At 62.0% G+C, this 21629-nt stretch carries 23 protein-coding genes; 12 read left to right on the forward strand and 11 right to left on the reverse strand.

What is annotated here, in order from left to right; translation table 11 throughout:
• Nucleotide 1: 1 nt before the first annotated feature.
• From P0M12_RS07220 to P0M12_RS07240, 5 genes are read right to left on the reverse strand one after another with little or no spacing between them, the layout of a single operon-like run.
• Nucleotides 2-1180 (reverse strand): lipid-transfer protein, encoded by a 1179-nt coding sequence (locus P0M12_RS07220; RefSeq protein WP_003940050.1) that lies wholly within the window; start codon nt 1178-1180, stop codon nt 2-4.
• Complete coding sequence (locus P0M12_RS07225) at nt 1180-1608, reverse strand: MaoC family dehydratase (RefSeq protein WP_003940399.1); 429 nt, start codon at nt 1606-1608, stop codon at nt 1180-1182. The genes P0M12_RS07220 and P0M12_RS07225 overlap by 1 nt, the downstream gene beginning before the upstream one ends.
• Complete coding sequence (locus P0M12_RS07230; protein ID WP_030537002.1) at nt 1605-2720, reverse strand: acyl-CoA dehydrogenase family protein; 1116 nt, start codon at nt 2718-2720, stop codon at nt 1605-1607. Before P0M12_RS07230 ends, P0M12_RS07225 begins: the two co-directional genes overlap by 4 nt.
• Complete coding sequence (locus P0M12_RS07235; protein ID WP_042448383.1) at nt 2720-3667, reverse strand: MaoC family dehydratase N-terminal domain-containing protein; 948 nt, start codon at nt 3665-3667, stop codon at nt 2720-2722. The genes P0M12_RS07230 and P0M12_RS07235 overlap by 1 nt, the downstream gene beginning before the upstream one ends.
• Nucleotides 3664-4830 carry an acyl-CoA dehydrogenase family protein gene (locus tag P0M12_RS07240; RefSeq protein WP_003940442.1) on the reverse strand — a complete coding sequence of 389 codons (1167 nt, stop codon included), beginning with the start codon at nt 4828-4830 and terminating at the stop codon, nt 3664-3666. The genes P0M12_RS07235 and P0M12_RS07240 overlap by 4 nt, the downstream gene beginning before the upstream one ends.
• Nucleotides 4831-4960: 130 nt before the next feature.
• Between P0M12_RS07240 and P0M12_RS07245 the strand changes: the two genes are divergently transcribed.
• The 4 genes from P0M12_RS07245 (at nt 4961) to P0M12_RS07260 (ending at nt 8070) form a co-directional block, all read left to right on the forward strand.
• Nucleotides 4961-5419: a nuclear transport factor 2 family protein gene (locus tag P0M12_RS07245; protein WP_030537000.1), complete on the forward strand. Its 459-nt coding sequence runs from the start codon at nt 4961-4963 to the stop codon at nt 5417-5419.
• A 114-nt stretch (nt 5420-5533) separates the two neighbouring features.
• The gene (locus P0M12_RS07250) at nt 5534-6391 is read left to right on the forward strand and encodes a MetQ/NlpA family ABC transporter substrate-binding protein (RefSeq protein ID WP_003940478.1); all 858 of its coding nucleotides are present in this window, start codon (nt 5534-5536) and stop codon (nt 6389-6391) included.
• Nucleotides 6392-6403: 12 nt separating this feature from the next.
• Nucleotides 6404-7405 carry an ATP-binding cassette domain-containing protein gene (locus P0M12_RS07255; RefSeq protein WP_277377555.1) on the forward strand — a complete coding sequence of 334 codons (1002 nt, stop codon included), beginning with the start codon at nt 6404-6406 and terminating at the stop codon, nt 7403-7405.
• The gene (locus P0M12_RS07260) at nt 7402-8070 is read left to right on the forward strand and encodes a methionine ABC transporter permease (RefSeq protein ID WP_217017839.1); all 669 of its coding nucleotides are present in this window, start codon (nt 7402-7404) and stop codon (nt 8068-8070) included. Before P0M12_RS07255 ends, P0M12_RS07260 begins: the two co-directional genes overlap by 4 nt.
• Before the next feature lie 4 nt (nt 8071-8074).
• Here the strand turns inward: P0M12_RS07260 and P0M12_RS07265 are convergent, their stop codons facing one another.
• Nucleotides 8075-9295: a fatty acid desaturase gene (locus P0M12_RS07265; protein ID WP_007732653.1), complete on the reverse strand. Its 1221-nt coding sequence runs from the start codon at nt 9293-9295 to the stop codon at nt 8075-8077.
• Between P0M12_RS07265 and P0M12_RS07270 the strand changes: the two genes are divergently transcribed.
• Both P0M12_RS07270 and P0M12_RS07275 read left to right on the forward strand, forming a co-directional pair.
• Complete coding sequence (locus tag P0M12_RS07270; protein ID WP_007732665.1) at nt 9279-10634, forward strand: enhanced intracellular survival protein Eis; 1356 nt, start codon at nt 9279-9281, stop codon at nt 10632-10634. The two genes, P0M12_RS07265 and P0M12_RS07270, sit on opposite strands and share 17 nt — an antisense overlap.
• 65 nt (nt 10635-10699) lie before the next feature.
• Nucleotides 10700-11263 carry a GtrA family protein gene (locus P0M12_RS07275; RefSeq protein WP_003939753.1) on the forward strand — a complete coding sequence of 188 codons (564 nt, stop codon included), beginning with the start codon at nt 10700-10702 and terminating at the stop codon, nt 11261-11263.
• A gap of 36 nt (nt 11264-11299) precedes the next feature.
• Here the strand turns inward: P0M12_RS07275 and P0M12_RS07280 are convergent, their stop codons facing one another.
• The gene (locus P0M12_RS07280) at nt 11300-11458 is read right to left on the reverse strand and encodes a hypothetical protein (protein WP_223304510.1); all 159 of its coding nucleotides are present in this window, start codon (nt 11456-11458) and stop codon (nt 11300-11302) included.
• Nucleotides 11459-11513: 55 nt separating this feature from the next.
• Here P0M12_RS07280 and P0M12_RS07285 point away from each other — a divergent pair, with 55 nt between their 5' ends.
• A complete protein-coding gene (locus P0M12_RS07285; RefSeq protein ID WP_082239179.1) occupies nt 11514-12635 on the forward strand; it encodes a tyrosine-protein phosphatase in 1122 nt (373 codons plus the stop codon).
• Between the two features lie 65 nt (nt 12636-12700).
• Here P0M12_RS07285 and P0M12_RS07290 read toward each other — a convergent pair whose 3' ends face one another.
• From P0M12_RS07290 to P0M12_RS07300, 3 genes are read right to left on the reverse strand one after another with little or no spacing between them, the layout of a single operon-like run.
• On the reverse strand, nt 12701-13582 hold the full coding sequence (locus P0M12_RS07290; protein WP_058037669.1) for an LLM class F420-dependent oxidoreductase: 882 nt from the start codon (nt 13580-13582) through the stop codon (nt 12701-12703).
• Nucleotides 13579-14409, reverse strand: a complete 831-nt coding sequence (locus P0M12_RS07295; protein ID WP_042924818.1) for an SDR family oxidoreductase — start codon at nt 14407-14409, stop codon at nt 13579-13581. The genes P0M12_RS07290 and P0M12_RS07295 overlap by 4 nt, the downstream gene beginning before the upstream one ends.
• Nucleotides 14406-16109, reverse strand: coding sequence for an AMP-binding protein (locus P0M12_RS07300; protein WP_047270718.1), 1704 nt, complete (start codon nt 16107-16109; stop codon nt 14406-14408). The genes P0M12_RS07295 and P0M12_RS07300 overlap by 4 nt, the downstream gene beginning before the upstream one ends.
• A gap of 182 nt (nt 16110-16291) precedes the next feature.
• Between P0M12_RS07300 and P0M12_RS07305 the strand changes: the two genes are divergently transcribed.
• The 5 genes from P0M12_RS07305 to P0M12_RS07325 all read left to right on the forward strand — a co-directional run bounded on the left by P0M12_RS07305 (nt 16292) and on the right by P0M12_RS07325 (nt 21420).
• Complete coding sequence (locus tag P0M12_RS07305; RefSeq protein ID WP_007732670.1) at nt 16292-17953, forward strand: class I adenylate-forming enzyme family protein; 1662 nt, start codon at nt 16292-16294, stop codon at nt 17951-17953.
• Nucleotides 17950-18420 (forward strand): nuclear transport factor 2 family protein, encoded by a 471-nt coding sequence (locus P0M12_RS07310; RefSeq protein ID WP_151098228.1) that lies wholly within the window; start codon nt 17950-17952, stop codon nt 18418-18420. The genes P0M12_RS07305 and P0M12_RS07310 overlap by 4 nt, the downstream gene beginning before the upstream one ends.
• 13 nt (nt 18421-18433) lie before the next feature.
• Nucleotides 18434-19330: a TIGR03619 family F420-dependent LLM class oxidoreductase gene (locus tag P0M12_RS07315; protein WP_151098229.1), complete on the forward strand. Its 897-nt coding sequence runs from the start codon at nt 18434-18436 to the stop codon at nt 19328-19330.
• Between the two features lies 1 nt (nt 19331).
• Nucleotides 19332-19847, forward strand: a complete 516-nt coding sequence (locus P0M12_RS07320) for a nuclear transport factor 2 family protein (RefSeq protein ID WP_050656595.1) — start codon at nt 19332-19334, stop codon at nt 19845-19847.
• Nucleotides 19848-19923: 76 nt separating this feature from the next.
• A complete protein-coding gene (locus P0M12_RS07325; RefSeq protein WP_277377556.1) occupies nt 19924-21420 on the forward strand; it encodes a DUF222 domain-containing protein in 1497 nt (498 codons plus the stop codon).
• 40 nt (nt 21421-21460) lie between these two features.
• On the opposite strand, the gene P0M12_RS07330 is transcribed toward P0M12_RS07325, so the two are convergent.
• Complete coding sequence (locus P0M12_RS07330; RefSeq protein ID WP_003940615.1) at nt 21461-21616, reverse strand: hypothetical protein; 156 nt, start codon at nt 21614-21616, stop codon at nt 21461-21463.
• Between the last annotated feature and the right edge of the window lie 13 nt (nt 21617-21629).

Below are 21629 nucleotides of genomic sequence, written 5' to 3' on the forward strand. Positions count from 1 at the left end.
CTCAAACAGCGCCGAGAACGAGACCGCTGGTGGGTACTGCTGTTCCGGCTGTGACCAATACGTTTTCGACGCCCTCGGGCTGGTTGGTCGACGTGCCTCGCACCAGTCGCACACCTTCGGCAATTCCGTTGACACCGTGCAGGTACGCCTCGCCGACCTGACCACCGTGAGTGTTGGACGGCAGGCGTCCACCGATCTCGAGGTTGCCTTCGCGGATGAAGTCCTTTGCTTCGCCTGGCTTGCAGAAGCCCAGTTCTTCGAGCTGGGGAAGCACCAACGGAGTGAAGTGGTCGTACAGAATCGCGGCGTTGATGTCGTCAGGGGTCAGGCCGCTCTGGCCGTACAACTGACGAGCAACCAGGCCCATCTCCGGGATACCGGAGATGTCGGGCCGGTAGTAGCTGGTCATCATGTGCTGATCCTTGCTACTGCCCTGAGCGGCGCCCTTGATGACGACGGGCTTGTTGGCCAGATCCTTTGCGCGCTCGGCAGAGACGATGACCAATGCCTGGCCACCGTCGGTTTCCTGGCAGCAGTCGAGCAGGTGCAGCGGCTCGGCGATCCAGCGCGAGTTCTGGTGGTCCTCGAGCGTGATCGGACGCTCGTAGAACCAAGCAGCCGGGTTGTTGGCGGCATGCTTGCGCGCCACCACTGCAACTCGTCCGAAGTCCTCACTCGTCGCACCGTACTGGTGCATGTAGCGGCGGGCGAACATGGCGACCCACTGAGCGGGAGTCGACAATCCCTGCGGAGTCATCCACGCATATGCCGCGCGATCCGCGGTGCTGTCCATGGGGCGATCGTGCTGCCCTAGGCCGTAGCGCACACCGGAGCGCTCGTTGAAGGCGCGGTAACAAACCACGACGTCGGCAACACCCGTCGCAACTGCCATGGCCGCCTGCTGCACGGTGGCACACGCAGCGCCGCCACCGTAGTGAATGCGCGAGAAGAACTTCAGCTCGCCGAGACCACAGTTGCGAGCCACGATCGCTTCGCCGTTCGTCTCCGACGTGTAGGTGGACAGACCGTCGACCTCGGACGGATCGATACCGGCGTCAGCGAGTGCCGCGACGATGGCCTCACACGCCAACTGCAGTTCGGTGCGGCCGGAGTTCTTGGAGAACTCGGTGGATCCGATGCCGACGATGGCGGCGGCTCCCGAGAGTGGGCTGATCGCCATCAGGGCCTCTCCTCTTCCTTGAAAGCGACTGCGACGGTGCCGGATGCATGGTTGCCGAGGCTGTTTGCACCCTGCACCTTGACCACGACCACTCCGTCTTCCTTGGACACGACCTCACCGGTCATCGTCATGGTGTCACCCGGGTAGTTGGGCGCCCCGAGACGAATGGCGATGCGGCGCAGGGTCGATGCAGATCCGGCCCAGTCCGTGACGTATCGACCGACAAGACCGTTGCTCGTGAGGATGTTCATGAAGACATCCTTCGAGCCACGCTCCTGCGCCAGGCTCGGATCGTGGTGCACGTCCTGAAAATCGCGAGTGGCGATTGCCGTGGCGACGATCAACGTGCGGGTCAGCGGGATCGCCAACTCGGGCAATGCCTCTCCGACAACGACGTCTGCGTAACTGCGACCGGCAAGTACGGTCATGCGAGCACCTCCACACCGGATGCGAGCTGCGCACCCAGACGCGCCAGATCGGAGCTGGAACCACCGAGGGTGGCAGCAATCTGCTTGCCCCACAACAGGTGACGGTGAACCGGGTAGTCGGTGTCGACGCCCATGCCGCCGTGAACATGCGTGGTGCGATGCACGACGCGCTGTCCGCCGTCGGTAGCCCACCACTTGGCGACCAGTACCGAGGTGCCGAGATCCAGTCCCTCGGAGATGCGCCAGGCGGCCTGCCACAGTGTCACGCGCATCGCTTCGAGATCGATGTAGCAGTCAGCGAGTTGATGATTGACGGCCTGGAAGGTCGCCAGCGGACGGCCGAACTGCTTGCGGCCGTTCAGGTACGTGACGGCCTGCGCGACTGCACCCGACCCGACGCCCCATTGGATTGCGGCCAATGCCAGCTGAACGCGGTCGATCAGCCACGGAACCGTGGTGCCGTCAGCCGCACCGATCAGCTGCGCGGGGGCACCGGCAAAGGTGACGTTGGCACAGATCTCCCAACTGGTGGACTGCGTCTGTTCGAGCGTCACTCCCTCGGCACTCAGGTCGACCAGCAGCAGTGCCGTACCAGTGGAAGCGGTTGCCGAAACGAGAGCAAGGTTCGCGACGTGAGTCATCGGCACTACTGCCTTCTCACCCGTCAGAGTCCAGTTGCCGTCGGCGTCCTGCTCAGCCGTGGTCAGTGGGTCGCCGCCCGTGTACGGACCGAACTCTTCGAGACCGACGGTCAGGAATCGACTGCCGTCGGCAACTCCCGGAAGGAGTTCGGCGCGAAGGGAATCAGAGCCGAATTCGTTGACAGCCAATGCTGCAAGGGTCGTTTCCCAGATCGGCACGGCCGCAACGTGACGTCCCTGCTGTTCGAGCAGTGCGTACAGCTCGGACAAGCCGAGGCCACCGCCGCCGAACTCCTCCGGCAGGGCGATACCGAGCAGGCCGGTGCTCGCGAGTTCGCGCCACAGTTCACGGTCGACGCGCTCGGCGGAGAGTTCGATCTCCTTGGTGCGCTCGATCGTTGCCTTGCTGGTGAAGACCTCGTCGGCCAGTGCGCGAATTGCTTCCTGCTCTTCGCTGAAATTGAAGTCCATCAGTGCTCCTCGCGTACGGCCGGCCGGAACGCGGGAAGCGTCAGATCCGGGTCGGCGTCGATCCAGTCAAGTTCCACGGGCATGTCGACCACGACATCTTCGGGCGCGATACCCACCATGTTGGCGATCAATCGGGTTCCCTCTTCGAGTTCGATTACCGCAACGATGAGCGGGTAGTCGAACGCGTCGATCTTGGGGTGGTGATTGACCACGAAGCTGTACACCGTGCCACGACCCGACGCGTCGATCGTGTCCCACTCGAGTGACCGGCACTCCCCGCACATCGGGCCGGTGGGATGACGCAGCGTCTTGCAGGACGTGCAGCGCTGGATCACCAGACGGTGCTCCTTGGCTGCTTCGAACCAGAAAGCGTTGTCCGCGTTGAGAGCCGGACGCGGACGCAGTGCACGAGGAGCTTCGGGCGCAGCAGATTCCTGAGGTTTGAACCGCAGCGTCCGCCACCGCTGGGTGCCGACAACCTGATCGTCACCGTTGCGGTAGGTCTTGAGCGTCGTGACGAAGTGTCCGACACCGAGGCCGGTCTTCTTCTCCGGCGAAATCGACTCGATGACCTCGGTGTAGTTAACGCGATCGCCTGGGCGCAGTTCGGCGAAGAACTCCTGATCGGAATCGGTGGCCACGACAGAGCTGTAGCCGGCTGCGTCGAGGGTGGCGATCAGATCGGTCCACACCTGCGACGGGTCGTTGCCCGCCATCTTGTCGGTAAAGGTCCGCATGATCCAGACCTGAAGCATCTGAGCGGGAGCGACGACGCCGTCACGGCCGGTGGCGCGGGCAGCGTCGTCGTCGAGGTAGACGGGGTTGGTATCGCCCATGGTCTCGGCCCAATGCCGGATCATGGGGATGTTGACCTCGTCTGGCCCCCAGGTGGTGGGAACAAGCGTCTGGCCGACAAAAGCGTCGAGTTGCGCCGAAATGTCGCTCACTTGACCCTCTTTTCGCGAACGAGTCCCAAGCCGATGGTGCCGACCATGTCACGCAGAACTTCGTTGACGCCGCCGCCGAAGGTGTTCACGACACCCTGACGCGAGATCTGCTCGATCTGACCGGCAAGCAGAGCGCCCGGAGACTCGGGGCGGATGCGACCGGCGGAGCCGAGAATTCCGAGCAGGGTGCGGTAGACGTCGACGTGAGTTTCGGTCCCGTACGTCTTGGTGGCACCGGCGTCGGCTCCGGAGAGCGTGTCCTGTGCGACGGCTGCCGTCATCTTCCAGTTCAGCAGTCGCATGGCCTCGAGCTTGGCGTGTGTGCGAGCGAAGTCCTGTTGCACCCACGGGATGTCGATGGCGCCGTTTTCCTTGGCCCAGTCCAGGACCAGGTTCCACAGACCGTACGTGCGACCACCGATGGCCGCCAGGCCGATTCGCTCGTGGTTGAGCTGAGCCGTGATGAGCTGCCAGCCGCCGTTGACCTCGCCCACAACGTCCTTCGACGGAACTCGAATGCCGGAGTAGTACGTGGACGTCACCATCAAGCCGCCGACGGTGTTGATCGGTGACCACTCGAAGCCTGCGTCCTCGGTGGGGACGATCAGGATCGAGATTCCCTTGTGCTTGGGGGCATCCGCGTCGGTGCGGCAGGCCAGCCACACGTAGTCGGCAGTGTTGGCGCCACTGGTGAAGATCTTGTTGCCGTCGACGATCCACTCGTCACCGTCGAGAACCGCACGAGTCTTGAGTGACGCGAGGTCGGTGCCGGCCTCGGGCTCGGTGTACCCGATTGCGAAGACGATGTCGCCGGCCAGGATGCCGGGCAGGAAACGTTCCTTCTGTTCTTCGGTGCCGTACTTCATCAACGTCGGTCCGACGGTATTGACCGTCACGAAGGGAAACGGCAGACCTGCGCGCTGAACCTCGTCGAAGAACACGAACTGCTCTTCGATGGAGCGTCCCTGGCCACCGAATTCCTTGGGCCAGCCGATACCGAGCCAACCGTCCTTGCCCAGCAACTTCACGATCTCGCGGAAGTACTCGCCACCCACACCTTGCTCGCCGGCCGCGCGACGCTTCTCTTCCGGCAGCAGCGCCGCGAAGTACGCGCGCAACTCCTTGCGGAGCTCCTGCTGCTCGGGCGATTCCCTCAGATCCATCGCTGTTTCTCCTATGGCATTCATGGCTGGCAACTCTTGGCCTGGACGCTAACCAGATGCCCAGGTGGGCGCTGTGAGTGTCTCGATGAGCGGGAAGCCGAAACATGAGCGGCGTCACATAGGGTGAGATATGCGCATGGACTCCTCGGATCGCGTCGCTCTCACCGACTTGGCCGCCAGGTACGCACAGGCCGTCGACCGCCGAAACACCACTGCACTTGCGGCTCTCTTCACTGACGACGTGGCATTCGTCTTGCCGCCGGCACTGAACGGAACGGGTGCGCCGACGGAGATACGTGGGAACTCCGTCGTCAGCAGTTCGGTGGTCGATGCCGTCTCACATCTGCACTCGACCCGGCACATCGTCGAGCAGCAGATCCTCGACCTCGACGGCCCCACCACCGCACACGGTGAGGCTTACTGCTCCGCTCACCACATCTATCCGCGGGGCGAGGGCCACCGGGACAACCGGATCGAGATTCGTTACCAGGACAGCTTCGAAAAGATCGACGGCACCTGGCTGTTCTCGCGTCGCGAACTGGTAGTCGATTTTGCCGAGGACGTTCCGGTCATCCTGCTCGGACAATAGGTACATGAAAAAATCGCGGTGATTCTGTATCTCCTCACGGGAGGTTTACCGGGCTAGCGTTCAGCAACTGTCACGCCATCTCGGCGTGCGTTCGGCTATGTCTTGGAGATTCACATGTCACGCTCGCGCACCAGAAGATTCCTCGCTGCCTTCGCAGTGGCCGCCGTCGCAGTCGGAACCGTAGCCGCGTGCTCAAGCGACAACTCCTCCGACGAGAACGCACCTCTTCGCATCGTCGCTTCTTCGGTTCCGCACGCCGAGATCCTGAAGTTCGTCGAAGAAAAGGGCCTGCTCGGTGACACCAAGATCGAGGTCAGCGAGATCACCGGCGATCTCGACGCCAACGAGGTGCTCGAAGCCGGAGACACCGACGCCAACTTCTTCCAGCACGTGCCGTACCAGGAATCGTGGTCGAAGGAAAAGGGTGTCGACGACCTGGTCGCCGTGGCGAAGGTCCACGTCGAGCCCCTCGGTGCATATTCCAAGAAGGTCACCAACGTGGCCGACCTGCGCCAGGGCGCAACGGTCGCTTTGTCCAACAACGTGACGAACTTCGCCCGTGGGCTGTACCTGCTGCAGCAGGCCGGATTGATCAAGCTCGATCAGCAGTTGGGCGCCCCCGGCACCGACATCACGCAGATCAGCGAGAAGAACATCATCGACAACCCCAAGGGACTCACGTTCACCCAGGTCGATCCCCCGCAGCTGCCGCGCACGCTCGACGACGGAAATGTCGATCTCGCAATCATCAACGGCAACTACGCAATCGAAGGTGGCCTCAACCCGGCCAAGGACGCCCTGGTGCTCGAGAAGGCCGAGGGCAACCCGTACGCCAATGTCCTGACCGTACGCACCTCGCTCGAAAACGATGCGCGAGTACAGAAGTTGGCCGAGGCATTGACGTCCGCCGACGTCGCGACGTTCATCGAGCAGACCTACCAGGGCTCGGTCATTCCGGCCAGCGCTACCTGATCGAGACCCGTCATGGTCTTCTCGATCGAATCGGTCTCCAAGGAATACCGCAGCGGCACACAAGTTCTGCATGCACTCGATTCCGTATCCCTGAAAATCGAAGACGGCGAAATCTTCGGCATCATCGGCAAGAGCGGCGCCGGCAAGTCGACTTTGCTGCGCTGCCTCAACCTGCTCGAACGCCCGACCAGTGGCCGGATTCTGTTGGGCGACACCGATCTGACCGCGTTGAGCCCAGCGCAACTGCGCGACACACGCAAGCGGATCGGTGTCGTGTTCCAGCATTTCAACCTGCTGCATTCCCGTTCGGTCGCCGCCAACATCGCCTTCCCTCTCGAAGTGGCGGGATACTCGCGGGCAGATCGACGTGCCCGCGTCGACGAGCTGATCGAGTTGGTGGGCTTGGAAGACCGACGTGACGCCTTCCCCTCGCAACTGTCCGGCGGCCAGAAACAACGCGTCGGCATCGCGAGAGCCTTGGCGGCTTCACCCGACGTCCTCCTGTGCGACGAGGCCACGAGCGCCCTCGACTCGGACACAACCGATTCGATCCTCGACCTGCTCGCCGATCTCAATCGACGACTCGGCGTGACCATTGTTCTGATCACCCACGAGCTCAACGTGGTTCGACGGATCTGCCATCGCGCTGCGCTGATCGATCAGGGCCGCATCGTCGACGAGGGAACGCTCACCGAACTGGTCGCAGACCCGGACTCACCCCTCGGAGAGGCGCTACTGCCGACCGGAACGGTACGAACGTCCACGACCGGAATTCCGGCGCTCCTCACCTTTGTCGATTCACTGTCCACCTCACCCGTGATTTCCCAACTCTCACGAGATCTCGACGTCGACGTCACCGTGATCTCCGGCGGTGTCGAGGACATCGGATCCCATCAGGTCGGTCGCCTTCGCGTGGAGTTCGCCTCGCACACGGGACTCGTCACCAACGAAGAGACAAGAAAGTCTGTCGAAGAACATCTTTCGCAGCGCGGAGTGAAGGTGACGTTCTCATGAACAAGACGTCCTGGCAGGATTCCCTGGGCGAAGCATGGGAAGCCCTACTCGACACGCTCTACATGGTCGGTGTCTCGTTCGTGCTCACCGTGATCATCGGTATCGCTCTCGGTGTTCTGTTGCACGCGAGCGCGCCCGACGGAATCCGTCCCAACCGCGTCCTCAATTCGGTTCTGGGCACCGTGGTGAACGTCGGCCGTTCGCTGCCGTTCGTCATCTTGTTGGTGCTCCTCATCCCGGCAACGAGGGCGATCGTCGGAACAGCGCTCGGCGCCACGGCAGCGATCGTCCCGCTGACCATCGGTTCGGTGCCCTTCTTTGCGCGCGTCGTCGAGAACGCCTTGCGTGAAGTCGATTCCGGACGCGTCGAGGCAGCGCGGTCCATGGGCGCCACCGACAAAGACATCGTCACCAAGGTGCTACTGCCCGAATCCGTACCGGGATTGGTAGCAGGAGCAACCCTGACGGCGGTGATGCTGATCGGTTTCTCGGCCATGGCAGGTGCCATCGGCGCCGGTGGACTCGGCGACTTCGCAATCAAGTACGGCTACCAACGATTCAACACACCGGTGCTGTTCGTCGCAGTCGTGATCTTGATCGTGCTGGTGCAGGCAATCCAGTCGACCGGCGATCTCGTGGTTCGTTCAATGGCGCACAAGCGGTAACTGATCAGCTCGAGACCATCGCGATCGCTGTTCGCAGTCCGCGCCGCTTACCGGTCTGCGGATCGACGCCGAACACTTCCTTGATTCCGCCTCGGATGCGGAACTTCAACTCCGAGTGCGTCTCCGGAGCGTCGTCCTGGGAAGCCGAGAGAAACCTGTTGGGCAGCGACAACTTCCAGATGGTGCGCAGAGTCAATCCGTACTGCTTCCACAGCGGCCCGGTCGTGTACGGGAGGTCGTACTTGTCACACAAGTCCCGCAGCGGCACCGCGATTTCCGAGTACCGATTGCTCGGCAGATCCGGGAAGCAGTGATGCTCGATCTGGTAGCAGAGGTTGCCGCTCATGAAGGCCATGACGGGACCGGCATGAAAGTTGGCAGAGCCCAGCATCTGTCGTAGGTACCACTGAGCGCGCGATTCGTTCTCGAATTCCTCGAGCGTGAACTTCTCGGCACCGTCGGGAAAGTGCCCGCAGAAGATGACGGCGTAACTCCAGTAGTTTCGGATGAGGTTCGCAACGACGTTCGCCGTCAACGTGGTCTTCCACGCGGGGCCGGTCAGGGCGGGGAACAGGATGTAATCCTTCGCCACCTGACGCGCGATCTTCTTACCGACGTCCTTGGCCATCTCCGATTTCTCGGACCACTTCACCTCACCCTTGCGGAGTTTGTCCGTTTCGAGGTGATGCAGTGCCACTCCCCACTCGAAGAGGGTCGCGAGCACAAAATTCGTGATCGGTTGAAAGAGGTAGTCGGCGTGCCACTTTTGATCGCGCGTGACGCGCATGATTCCGTAGCCCACGTCGTTGTCCAGTCCGACGATGTTGGTGAACTTGTGATGGGTGAAGTTGTGCGAGTGCTTCCATCCCGAGGACGGGCAGGTGTTGTCCCACTCCCAGTTGCTCGAGTGAATCTCGGGATCGTTCATCCAGTCCCACTGGCCGTGGATGATGTTGTGGCCGAGTTCCATGTTCTCGATGATCTTGCCGACCCCCAGGAGCGCAGTCCCCAGAATCCAGGCAGGCTTCTTCTTGCTGGCGAACAAGACGATGCGGCCGGCCACCATCAGAGAGCGCTGAAACGCGATCGTCCGCTGGATGTATCGAGCGTCGTGCGCGCCGCGCTTCTCCTCGATGTCGAGCCGAATGGCATCCAGCTCGCGCCCGAGTGCCTCGACGTCTTCCTCGGTCAGATGGGCATATTCCTTGATGTCGGTGATCGCCACAGTGTTTCTCCGTATCGGTTTTCTCCGTGCCGCAGGACTGGTCCGTCGGGCGGTACCCCTGGGAGCCGGTGCGGAAACGTCAGCCCCGATATTCATGTGCGTCTTCACGCAATCTATGCCAGAGTCGATACACGTGAGCCCCGAAAACAAGATCACCATCCGCACCGCTACCGAGAGTGACTGGCCGGCTCTCCAACTACTCGACTCGGTGGGGTTCGGTTTTCACCCGTCTCCCGCGGTCAGCGAACTGACGAAGGCGCTCTACAAGCCCGAGGACATCATCCTCGCCGTCGACGGTGACCTACCCGTCGGCGTGGCCATCGAAATCGACATGGAATTCACCGTGCCCGGCGGACGCCAACTCCCCACGCGCGGAATCACCTGGGTATCCGTCGCCCCGACTCACCGTCGTCGTGGCGTCCTACGCTCGATGTTCACTGCGCTTCATGCCCACATCGAGTCGACCGGAGCACCGCTTGCCGCCCTGACGGCAAGCGAGGCCGGCATCTACAACCGCTTCGGATACGGCCCGGCCACCTTCAGCGAAGGCATCACCCTCGATCGCCGCTTCGCGCGATTCCGCCCCGAGGTGCCCGACAACGGTGGCGTGTCCATCGTCGACATCAAAGCTGCCTCGACGCTTCTTCCCGAGATCTACGACCGCTGGCGACTGCAGACTCCCGGCGCGCAGGTCCGTCCGCAACCACTCTGGGACCACATGTTCGCCGACCCGTCGGAGGATCGTGACGGCGCCTCCGGACTGTTCTTTCTGACACACGCGGACGGATACATCGCTTACCGGCACACGAGCGAGGGCCGCGACAGCATCGCCCGGATCGACGAGTTCGTGACGATCACCGAAGATGCGCACGCGGCGCTGTGGCGCACGATCTGCGGCCTCGACCTCGTCACCCGGATCGAGACACGCCAGCATCCTGCCGATCCTCTCCGGCTGATGCTGACGGACTACCGTCTTGCCCGGACGACGACGCGCTCCGATCGACTGTGGCTGCGCATCATGGACGTTCCCGCGGCTCTCGAGGCTCGTGAATATGCTGCTGACCTGGACACAGTCGTCAAGGTCGAAGATCCGTTCCTGAAGGCCGGCGGAACCTTCGCACTTCAGGTCAAGGGCGGCAAGGCCACCTGTACGGCCACTGACGCGGTGCCTGCGATCACGATGCCCTCTGATGTCCTGAGCAGCTTGTACCTGGGCGAGCACCAGGCCAAGACCTTCGCGGCGGCGCACCGACTCCACGCGTCCGATCCGCAGGAGATCCTGAATTTCGACTTCGCTTTCAACGCGCAGAAGCCCGCAATTCTCGGGTACGGATTCTGATGATCTTGCCGACACGGGCATCGACGATTTGTGCCCTCGGTCGTATTCAGGGTTAGCCTCGAACAATGGCGTTTGTCGAAAAGATGGTCAATAGGCTTCCTGAGCGGGTTCTCGTGCGCGTCCTGCCGCACGCAGAAATGCTCAAGTTCCTGGTGGTCGGCGGCATCGCCTTCATCGTCACCACGGTGCTGTTCTTCGGCATCAAGTGGACGGTTCTGCCTCAGCACCCGGTGACGGCCAACATCCTTGCGGTCCTGATCGCGACGGTTCTGTCCTACGTCCTCAACCGCGAATGGTCGTTTGCGCAGCGCGGTGGTCGACAGCGCCATCACGAGGCCGCTCTGTTCTTCATCGTCGCGGGTATCGGTTTGGCCATCAACCAGGTACCACTCTGGACCTCCCGGTACGTGTTCCATCTGCGTCAACCCGAGGTGTCGGTGTTGATGGAAAACTTCGCGGACTTCATCAGCGGATCGATCATCGGGACCCTGCTGGCGACGGCCTTCCGCTGGTGGGCCATGCGTCGGTACGTCTTCCCCGAAGAAGCCACCGACAGCCAGGTCGTTCTCGACATCGAAGCGACTCCCGGCACCAAGACGCCGACAACCGACGCCACCGCCCTCGACTGACTCCCGGATCGACGCACCCGATCGCTCGCGCTTCGATCAGAGTTCGTCGATTGCGATCAACCCGTCCTGCAGCGCCCGCGCAAGCAGTGCCATCTTTGTCGGCGCGATGCTCCTGAACGGGCTGGCCCATCCCTGATCATCATCGGCGACAAGCACTCCAGCCTGCAGTTTTCCCGCTCTGCACAACACGGTCACGACACAGTGATCACTGGTGCGTAGCCTCCGATTTCCAATTGGATTCGGAGGACCCATGGCTACTTGCAAAACTCGAGTTCTTGCGCTGTCGGCGGCAGGACTCATGCTCGTACTCGGCGCATGCAGCAAGGCCGAGTCGGCGAAAACGCCGACCGACCTCGACGTGACATCAGCGTCCGCCGGACACTACTCACTGGTCTGGGAACACGGCGGCTCGGAAAAGGTGCGTGTATTCGCCGCCACCGACCCGAAAAACCCAGCCGCAGAAGGAAAGGAAATTGGCACGGTCGACGGCTTCTCCACTGAGGTCGACGGCCTCGACCCACTGTCACGCTGGTACTTCGAGGTCATAGACGAGGACGGCACTTCCACCATCGCGTCAACCCGCCACGTGACGCTGCAGGGCGCAGCCAACGTGCGTGATGTCGGCGGATACGAGACAGCCGACGGCCGATCAGTCAAGTGGGGCCTGGTTTTTCGTGGCGACCGCTTGAGCGATCTGACTGCTGACGATCAACAAACGATCGAGAACGCAGGCATCCGGACCGTTGTCGATTTCCGAGGTGACAGCGAGATCGCAAAGGACGGAGCAGACAAGGTTCCCGCGAACGTGAAAGTGGTCAACACGGCAGTCCTGGATGCCGGCACTCAGGCTCTTGCCACAGCGATTACGAGTGCCCTGAAATCTGGTGACCCTGCAATCGTGGAGCAGGTGCTCGGGGGCGGTGAAGCCGTCCGGATCAGCGACACCGGCGCCGTCGACCAACTGTCCAAGCCTGACGGAATGGCCGGGTATTCCCAAGCCCTACGGACCATCGCCGATTCCGAGTCCGCAGTCGCTTACCACTGCACGGCAGGCAAAGACCGCACTGGACTGATGACAGCTCTACTTCTCGGCATTCTGGGTGTTCCTGACAAGACCATCGTCGACGACTTCGTCCTGTCGAACACCTACAACAAAGCCAAGAACGAACAGACCTACACGTTTCTGTCTTCGAAAGGAATCGATGTCGATCTGTTGAAACCGTTGATGGAGCAGCGTCCCAGCCAGATTCAGCCAGTACTCGACAAGATTCGCGACCAGTTCGGTGGGTGGGAGAAGTTTTCGCAGGACGTGCTGAAACTTGACGCCGACACGATCGCAAAGCTCCGGAGCAAATTGCTGACCAAGCAATAACTGATCGACGTTCCGACAGCAATGACCGGCAGCCGCTCCGATGGCTGCCGGTCATGCCCGCACTCCTAGTTACTCAGCCCCAGCCGCTTCGAGCATTCGGCCATTTCGTCGATGATCAGTTCCAGCGACGTGCCACGACGACTCGCGGACAACACGATTCGATCGGCTCCCAACCCGCGTGCCCAGTCGAGTTTCGCTTCGTCGAGCCTGGGCAGTGTCGCACCGAGTACCAGCGATACGTCGGCAGGATCTCGATCTGCCTTCACCGCAGCCGCTTTCATCGCCGCTACAGCCTTGTCGAGATCTTCACCGGCCAGTCCCAGCGGCTGGAAACCGTCACCCAACCGGCCTGCTCGCCGAGCAGCAGCGAGACTGTGTCCACCGATGTAGAGCGGAACTCCGGATTCGCGGTGCGGCTTCGGCCAGCTGTACGCACCCTTGAACGAGAAGTAATCGCCGTCGAAATCGACTGCTTCCTTGCCCGCCCAGAGTGAACGCATCACCGCGATGGCCTCATCGGCTACCTTGCCGCGGCGCTCGAAGTCACCGCCGCACGCCTCGATCTCTTCCTTCATCCATCCCAGGCCGAGGCAGATGCGCAATCGCCCACCGGAAAGGCGATCGAGCGTCGCCAATCGTTTGGCGAGCACTACCGGATTGTGATTGGGCAGCACCAGAACTCCAGTGGACAAGCCCAAAGTGGTTGTGGCACCCGCCACGAACGAAAGCAGTTCGAGCGGATCCGGGATGTCGCAGTCATCGGGAAGATGCGATTTTCCGGTCGGAGAATAGGGGTACTCGCTCTCGGTGTCGGCGATGACCACCGAGTGCTCCACTGCCGAGATCTCGTCGAAACCCAGCGACTCGGCCGCACGGGCGAATTGCAGAATCCAATCAGGGTCTCCGCTTCGACCCAGTTCGACCGGAACGACCACGCCGAGCTTCATACCGTTTCCTCCAGTGTCGCCATCAATTTCGGACCATCCACGACGCGACCGAGGTACCGGTCCGCATCGGGATCTGTTGCAAGCCACACCGCCGCTGCAGCGGGTACGGATGCCGGTGTGGCCGCAAATCCGGCGTCCACGATTGCGTCCGCGCCACCACGGGCTTTCCCTGATTCCGTGATGACAAATCCCGGACTCAGGTTGAACGCTTTGATTCCGGCGTCTCGGTACTCGGAGTTGATCGCTCCGGCAATACGTCCGAACGACGCCTTCGACGCGGCGTACGACAGACCCCAACCACCCTCGCCGGGAGGCGCAGGCGGATCCATGGTCGCCGAGCCCGATGCCAGATTGACCACTACGCCGTTGCCGCTCTTGATCATCGACGGGAGTATCACCTGGACCAGAGCGAGTTGGTGCAGATAATTCCCGATCGCCATCGCCTGAGCGTCGTCGATCTCGATGTCGAGCACCCGGTCCATGTTTCCGACCGTCTGCGCGTAGGCGTTGTTCACCAACACGTCGACATGTCCCCACTCCGCCAGCACCCGTTCACCGGCGCCGCGGACGGAGGCCAGATCGAGCAGGTTCATCGGAACGGCCAATGCGCGCACACCGAAGGACTCGATCTCGGCAACCGTCGTCTCCAGGCTGCCGGGCACCGGAATCACTTGCTCGCCTTGCCTCGTTCGCGGGGCTGCCCGTCCCTCTCCTTCACGAACGGTGCGAGCAGTGATTGCAACGTCGAATCCGGCGCGCGCGAATGCAAGCGCGCACTCTCGGCCGATCCCCCGGGAAGCGCCGGTCACCAGCGCAACTCCACTCACAGGAACCGCGTGCGGCCGTGCGTCTCGAACTCCTTCTCCAGGTTCACCACGTCAGCTTCGGTCATCAACGTGTATTCGGGAGTGCCTCGGCCCACCCAGTGGAACACTGGTTCGTCGGTCCGCCAGCGATCGGCTTGAAGTTCACGTTTGAGTACCTTGTTGGAGCCCGTGACGGGCAGGTCGGTCGAAACGCGAACAAATCGTGGCGCTGCCTTGGTACCCAGATCCGCCTGCGCGGCAAGGTAGTCGGCGAACTCGACCGGATCGAAATCGGCGAGATCGGCGACCTCGATCGCAGCCATGACCTGATCACCCGAACGCGGATCCGGCACCGCGAAGACACCCGTGGCGATCACCTTGGGGTGCCGACGCAGGATGTGCTCGATCATCAAAGCCGAGGTGTTCTCACCGTCGACGCGGATCCAGTCGCCCTTGCGTCCCGCGAAGTAGATGAAGCCGGCCTCGTCGACGTAGCCGAGATCGCCTGTCCAGTACCAACCGTGGCGAATCTTCTCGGCGATCGCGTCTTCGTTCTTGTAGTACCCCTCGAACTTCTTCGATCCGGCCTTGTCGACCATCTCGCCGATGGATTCGTCGGGGTTCAGCACGTGACCGTGCTCGTCGAGAATTGCGCGGGGTCGCTCTTCGCGCGTATCGGGATCGACGATGACGATGTTCTCGCTCGCGGGACGGCCCAGCGCTCCGGCAGGTTGGTTCGGATCGAGCACTACTGAACCGGCACCTTCACTCGAACCGTATCCCTCGAAAAGTTGTGCACCGAAACGACGGATGAACTCTGCCTTGTCCCCCGGCGACGCCTCGGTCCCGAAGCCGTGGGTGAGGGTGTTCTCGATGTCGTCGGGCAGTTCCGGCGTCGCCATGAGATACCCCAAGGCCTTACCGACGTAGGTGAAATATGTTGCGCCGTAGAACCGAACGTCCGGCATGAATCCCGAGGCCGTGAACTTACGAACGAGGCAGACCGTAGCTCCCTGCGAAAGGGCCGGCGCCCACAGAGCCATCAACGCGTTGCCGTGGAAGAGCGGCATGCAGCAGTAGCAGACGTCGTCGCGGTCGATGTCGTACTTGGCGCAGTTCGCGTAGGCCAACCGCGTCAGACGCCCCTGGCTGCACCGCACTGCCTTGGACATTCCGGTGGTGCCCGAGGTGAAGAGAAGCAAGAACAGCGTCGACGCGTCGACACCGAGGTCGATCTGAGGCGACTCGACGTGATGTGCTGCAATCCTGTCCGGGTACGACGCGTCGTCGACCAGGACGAAACGATCTTCGGTCAGCCCGAGGTCCAGGCCGGCAAGCTTCTCGTAGCCTGCTTTGTCGGTGACGATCAGCTGGCAGTCGACGTACCGGACCTCAGCCTCGAGTTCAGCTCCACGCCTGGTCGGATTGATGCCGACGATCGTGGCCCCGGTCAGGGCCGCGCCGCCGAGCCAGAACAGGAACTCCGGATCGTTCTCGAGAAGTACTCCGATGTGAAACGGTCCGGGCGCGCGAAGCGACTTCGCCAGCGAGCCGCGCGCTGCGCTCTCGCGCACCACCTCGTCCCAGCTCCAGTCCTGCGTCCGCGTCCGCAGGCCCAGGTGCTGATCACCGAGACGGTCGATCAACATCTGCGCGACGTCCTCGCGCTGAGGAGCTGCAAGAGCTGCATTCGAAGATGCTTCGGTGGCGGTGTTCGTCATCGTGTCCTGTGTCCTAGTCGATATCGGAATGTCGATTACTCCAACTGCGATACGACTCGAACGTATCGACGCCTCAGAGCCGGAACCGTCCCAGTCTCGCTCAGTGGTAACCGCCGCCACAGATATGATTTTCTCGTGAGATTTTGTGACGTGAAAAGCGCCACAATACGAAAGGCCATTCCATGACTGCCCCCGCAGATCCGCAGTTGCTTCTGGACCAGGCGGTCTCACGCCTCACCGGTCCAGGTGGGCCATTCGAGATCGTCGAAGAAGAGGTTCTCGGCACCGTCATGCCTGTGATGAAGAACCGCGGTCACGCCATCGGTGAACTGATCTCGGCATCCCGGGCCTGGGGCGACGGCGACTATCTCGTCACCAGCGATCGTCGAATCTCGTTCACCGAGCATGCCGATTCCGTTGCCGCGCTGGCAACTGCTCTGCGGGACAAGTACGGAGTCCGCAAGGGCGACCGTGTGGGCATCCTCGCTGCCAACACTCCCGAATGGGTCATGACGTTCTTCGCGACGCAGGCGCTCGGCGCGATCGCTGTCGGTCTCAACGGTTGGTGGGTTCCGCGCGAGGTCACCCACGGGATCGAGCTCTCACGTCCGAAGGTTCTGGTCGTGGACGCCAAGCGCGGCGCCGCCCTCCCCGAACTGCCGGCAGACATCACGGTCCTCACCATGGAAGAGGATCTGCCCGCGCTCATCGCGGAGTATGCAGGCTCCGACGTGCCGAGCACCGACATCGACGAGGACGACCCCGCCGTCATCCTGTTCACCAGTGGTACCAGTGGCCGCCCCAAGGGCGCACTCCATTCGCACCGCAACGTGATGGCCGTCGTCGACTACCACAAGTACAGCGACGCGATCGGCGCGGCATTCACCGGCCGTGAGTACGACGCTTCCAAGCCGAGCCCACTGCGTTATCTACTCACCTCCCCGCTCTTCCACATCGCCAGCCTGCACAATCTGGTGGTCCCCCGTCTCGCGACGGGCAGTGCCGTCATCCTGACCGAGGGCGGCTTCGACGTCGACAAGGTGCTCGGGTTGGTCGAACGCGAGCGTGTCACCAACTGGGGTGCTGTCCCCACGATGGCATCGCGGCTACTCGAGCACGGCAACATCGCCAAGTACGACGTCTCTTCGTTGACTGCATTCTCACTGGCATCCGCGCCGTCGTCGCCCGCGTTCAAGGAACGCCTCAAGGAGCAGGTGCCGTTCGCACGCAATGCTCTGGTCGACAGCTACGGCCTCACCGAATGCAGCACCGCCATTGCGGTCGCCGTCGGCGCCGAACTCGAAGAGTTCCCAGGCACTCTCGGGCGTCCGATCATCACCGTCTCGATGGAGATTCGCGATCCCTTCGGCGAATGGCTGCCGGACGGCATCGAAGGTGAAGTGTGCGTACGCAGCCCCTTCGTCATGCTCGGATACTGGGAGAACGACGAGGCGACCGAGTCGGCAATTGCCCCCGGACGCTGGCTCCGCACCGGCGATTTCGGCGTAATCGAGAACGGGCGTCTCCGTCTCACCGGTCGCCGTTCCGACCTGATCCTGCGTGGCGGCGAGAACGTCTACCCCACCGAGATCGAGCAGACGCTCGACGAACACCCCGACGTGATCGAGTGCGCTGTCATCGGCATGCCGCACCCCGACCTCGGCCAGGAAGTGTCCGCCGTGGTTGTCCTGCGTCCCGGAGCCGCCACAACGGAGGCGGAGCTGCGTGATTACGCTGCCGAGCGACTGTCCTATTTCAAGGTGCCGTCGAAGTGGCGCATCACCAGCGATCTGCTGCCTCGCAATGCAACCGGCAAGATGGTTCGGCGCGAGATCACCGTATGACCGCGGAGCTGTCACGGATCGTCGCCGAGTCGGCGATCCGTGACCTGCTCTGCGAGTACACGCATCTGATCGATCAGGGCCGATTGCGTGAAGTCGCTGCATTGTTCGCCTCGTCCGACTACGGGCAGTGCGGGCCGGACGGGGTTGCCACCACGCTCATTTCGTCCGACGCCGACGCAGTGTTCGCAGCCTGCAGCGGCTTCATTCGAATGTACGGTGATCCGCCGGTTCCACGAACCAAACATCTGCTGACCAACACGCGAATCGCGGTCGACGGTGAATCAGCGACGGCACTCTCGTACGTCACGGTCATCCAAGGTGCCGAAGATCTTGCCCTGCAACCTATTCTGGCGGGGCGCTACTTCGATCGCTTCACCTGCGTCGACGGGTCGTGGCAGTTCAGCTCGAGACTCTTCTGTCTGGACAACATGGGCGAGATGTCCGCGCATGCCAAGCGGGCACTGTAGAGGAACGACGACTGTGGAAATCGGCGTCAACATCTTGGGCCTCGAGGCCCTGTTCGACGGCAAGATTCGCCCGGTTCTGGACTTCGCCGCGCGTGCTGACCGTGCCGGGATCGATCTGATCTGCACCGGCGACCACCTCGGCTTCAATGCCGACGCTCACGCTCAGCGGGTAGTCGAACACAACTTTCTGTTCCCGTTGGATCACCCTTGGTACGAACCGATTTCATTTCTGTCTTCGATCGCCGCGGTGTCGGAACGCGCTCGCCTCGGAGTATCGGTTCTGATCGCCACTGTTCGCCCGGCGGCCCTGCTTGCAAAGCAGGTTGCCACTCTCGACTCATTGTCCGAAGGTCGAACTGTCATGGGTTTCGGCGTTGGATGGCAAGAAGCTGAATACACCGCCACCAACATGCCTTTCGACGCGCGATTCGGGCGCATGGAAGAGACCGTCGCAGCCTGCCGCGAACTGTGGACCAATGCACCGGCCACCTTCAAGGGACGCGACTTCGCTTTCGAGAATTACCACAGCCTCCCGCTGCCGATCCAATCCCGAATACCAGTGCTCTTCGGTTTCGGACCAAGCCGGCGGAACTTCGACCGCATCGCACGCGTCGCCGACGGCTGGACCGTGAACCCGACCGATCTGGGAACGTTCAGCGACAGTGTTGCACTGTTGCGCAACACGTTCGAAGCCCACCAACGTGACCCCGAGTCGGCGCGCGTGCAAGTGTCTGCGGCGCCGGTTCGACGCGACAACGGGTCCGTCGACCTCTCGGCAACCGCAGACAAGACCCGGGACTGGTTCGCCCGCGGCGCCTCCGTCGTCGTTTTTCGACCTGCCGTATTCGATTGCGCTGCCGAAGAACTACCAGAACTACTCGACTGGATGACCAGCATCAAGGAGGCGTGACATGGACCGGGCACTGCAAGATCTCATCGACAAGCAGGCAATCCGTGAGGTGGTTCTGACGTACTGCCGTGGCATCGACCGCCTCGACTTCGATCTCGTCCGCAGCGCCTACCACCCGGACGCGATCGACCATCACACCGGATTCGACGGCACCATCGACGAGTACATCGCCTGGGCCACAACAAAACTCTCCGCGATCGGCGGCACGATGCACCACATCGGCAACCACCTGGTCGAACTGCACGGCGACCACGCGATCAGCGAGGCATATTCGATGTCCACACACTGGGGCGGGCCCGAAGACATCGGAATGATCAACTTCACCAGTGGTGCGCGGTTCATCGACCACATGGAGCGACGCGACGGCCGTTGGGCGATCAAGGAGAGATGGGCCGTACGCGAGTGGACTCGCTCGGACGAGGGCCGCTTCGTCAACCCCGAAGGGCCTGGTCCGCGTGGGCGTCGAGATGCCTCGGATCCGCTGACAGCATTACGACTAACCCTTGAGATGCACTGAAATTCAGGAAACCGACTATTCCGACTGATTCAAGAATTCGACGCCATTCGAACGAATATTCGAATAAGATCGATACATGGTCAACCCCACGACAGAGCTCTTCGGTATCTCAGCACAGCTGACCGGTACCGAAACTGATTGTGCGCTGGTTGATCTCATGACCGATCTGCATGCATGCGAGGCGATGCTGGTCGAACGCAAGCTCGCTGTGATTGCCGAGTTCTTTTCGCGGCGAAGCTCGGAGCACGTCGCCAGTGGTGCGTGGTCGTCGACCGCACACGAGTTGGCTGAATCGGAAGTCGGTGCGTCACTGACGATGGGTCGCGCGGCTGCCGGCAAGCTGATCGGGTTGGGGTTCTCGTTAAAGACTCGTCTGCATCGCACTCGAGCGGCGATGGCGCGTGGCGAGTTGGATCTGTACCGAGTTGGTTTGATCGATTCCGCGACCGCGAACGTGAAAGACGAATTGATCGACGAGGTGGAACGACTACTGCTCGAGCAGGTTCTCGCCCCACCAGTAGCAGGCGGAACGGGCTTGACGGGAAGACGACTGACAGCGGCGATCGATCGGATCGTGGCGATGGTGGACCCGGAAGGTATGCGAGAACGCCGACGCCGTGCTCTCACCGATCGCTTCGTCGGGGTCAGCGCTGCCGAGGACGGGATGGCAAAGATCTTGGGAAGCGTTCCGGCAGAGCAGGCTCGGGCATTCGACGGCCGACTACGCGAGTTGGCAGTGTCGGTATGCCGAAACGACTCACGAACGTACGAGCAGCGACGAGCCGACGCGCTCTTCGAGTTGACCAACGGATCACAATTCTTGCCGTGCAACTGTGGCCGAGATGATTGCCCGCAGGATCGTAGCGGTGGTGTTGTCGTTCGTCGGCCCGTGGTTCACGTCGTGATGACTGATTCCACTCTGCACGGTGGCGGTGAGCCCGCCCACCTCGACGGGTACGGGGTGATCAGCGCTGAGCATGCTCGCGATATCGCCCGTGACGCCGTAATTCGAAACGTCCGAGCACCTGCTGATGACGTCGTAGAGCCGGTGCCTGCTTCGGCGCGCGTCTACCGGCCGGGCGCCGTACTCGATACCTGGTTACGGATCATTGCGGGCAGCTGCCAATGGCTGCATTGTGATGTCCCGGCCTGGAATTCCGATCTGGACCACAATGAACCGTTCCATCATGGCGACCCCGAACGTGGCGGTAAAACGATCGCGTCGAATTTGAGTGCGTTCTGCCGCAATCATCATCGCCTCAAGCATTCCGACCGGTGGCGGTTCACGTCGAACGTGGATCGGACCATGTCGCTGACGTCGCCGACCGGGCATTGTTACCGAACGCGACCCGCAGGATTGATGGCTGGATCGCACGAACCGACACCGCCCCAGGGCGGTCGAAATCGGCGGACCCAGGCGGAGAACAAAGCTGCCCGTATCCAGAGTGAACGCAATCGCCAGCGCCGACGGATACAGAAACGAGCAGAGGAGCACGTTCAATACAAGCGGCGGAAATCACCGCGAGCCCGCCGAGAACCCATCGACTACGGGGACGACCCGCCACCGTTCTGAGATACCGAGCAGTGTCGAGGCGCGCCGACGGGTCGCAGGGTCAGTCTGACGTCGGCTTGGTGCCGTCTTCTGGTGCCGGATCGTCGTCGGCAAGCGGATCTATGGTGTCGACACCTTCGAGGACGGTCAGCTCTTCTTCCGCCTCGGCGAGGAGCCCTTTGGCTTCAGCTTCGACCTTCTTCACCCAATCGGACATCCCGAGCCTCTTC

The sequence above is a fragment of the Rhodococcus sp. RCBS9 genome, assembly GCF_029457415.1.
Lineage (GTDB): Bacteria > Actinomycetota > Actinomycetes > Mycobacteriales > Mycobacteriaceae > Rhodococcus_F > Rhodococcus_F qingshengii.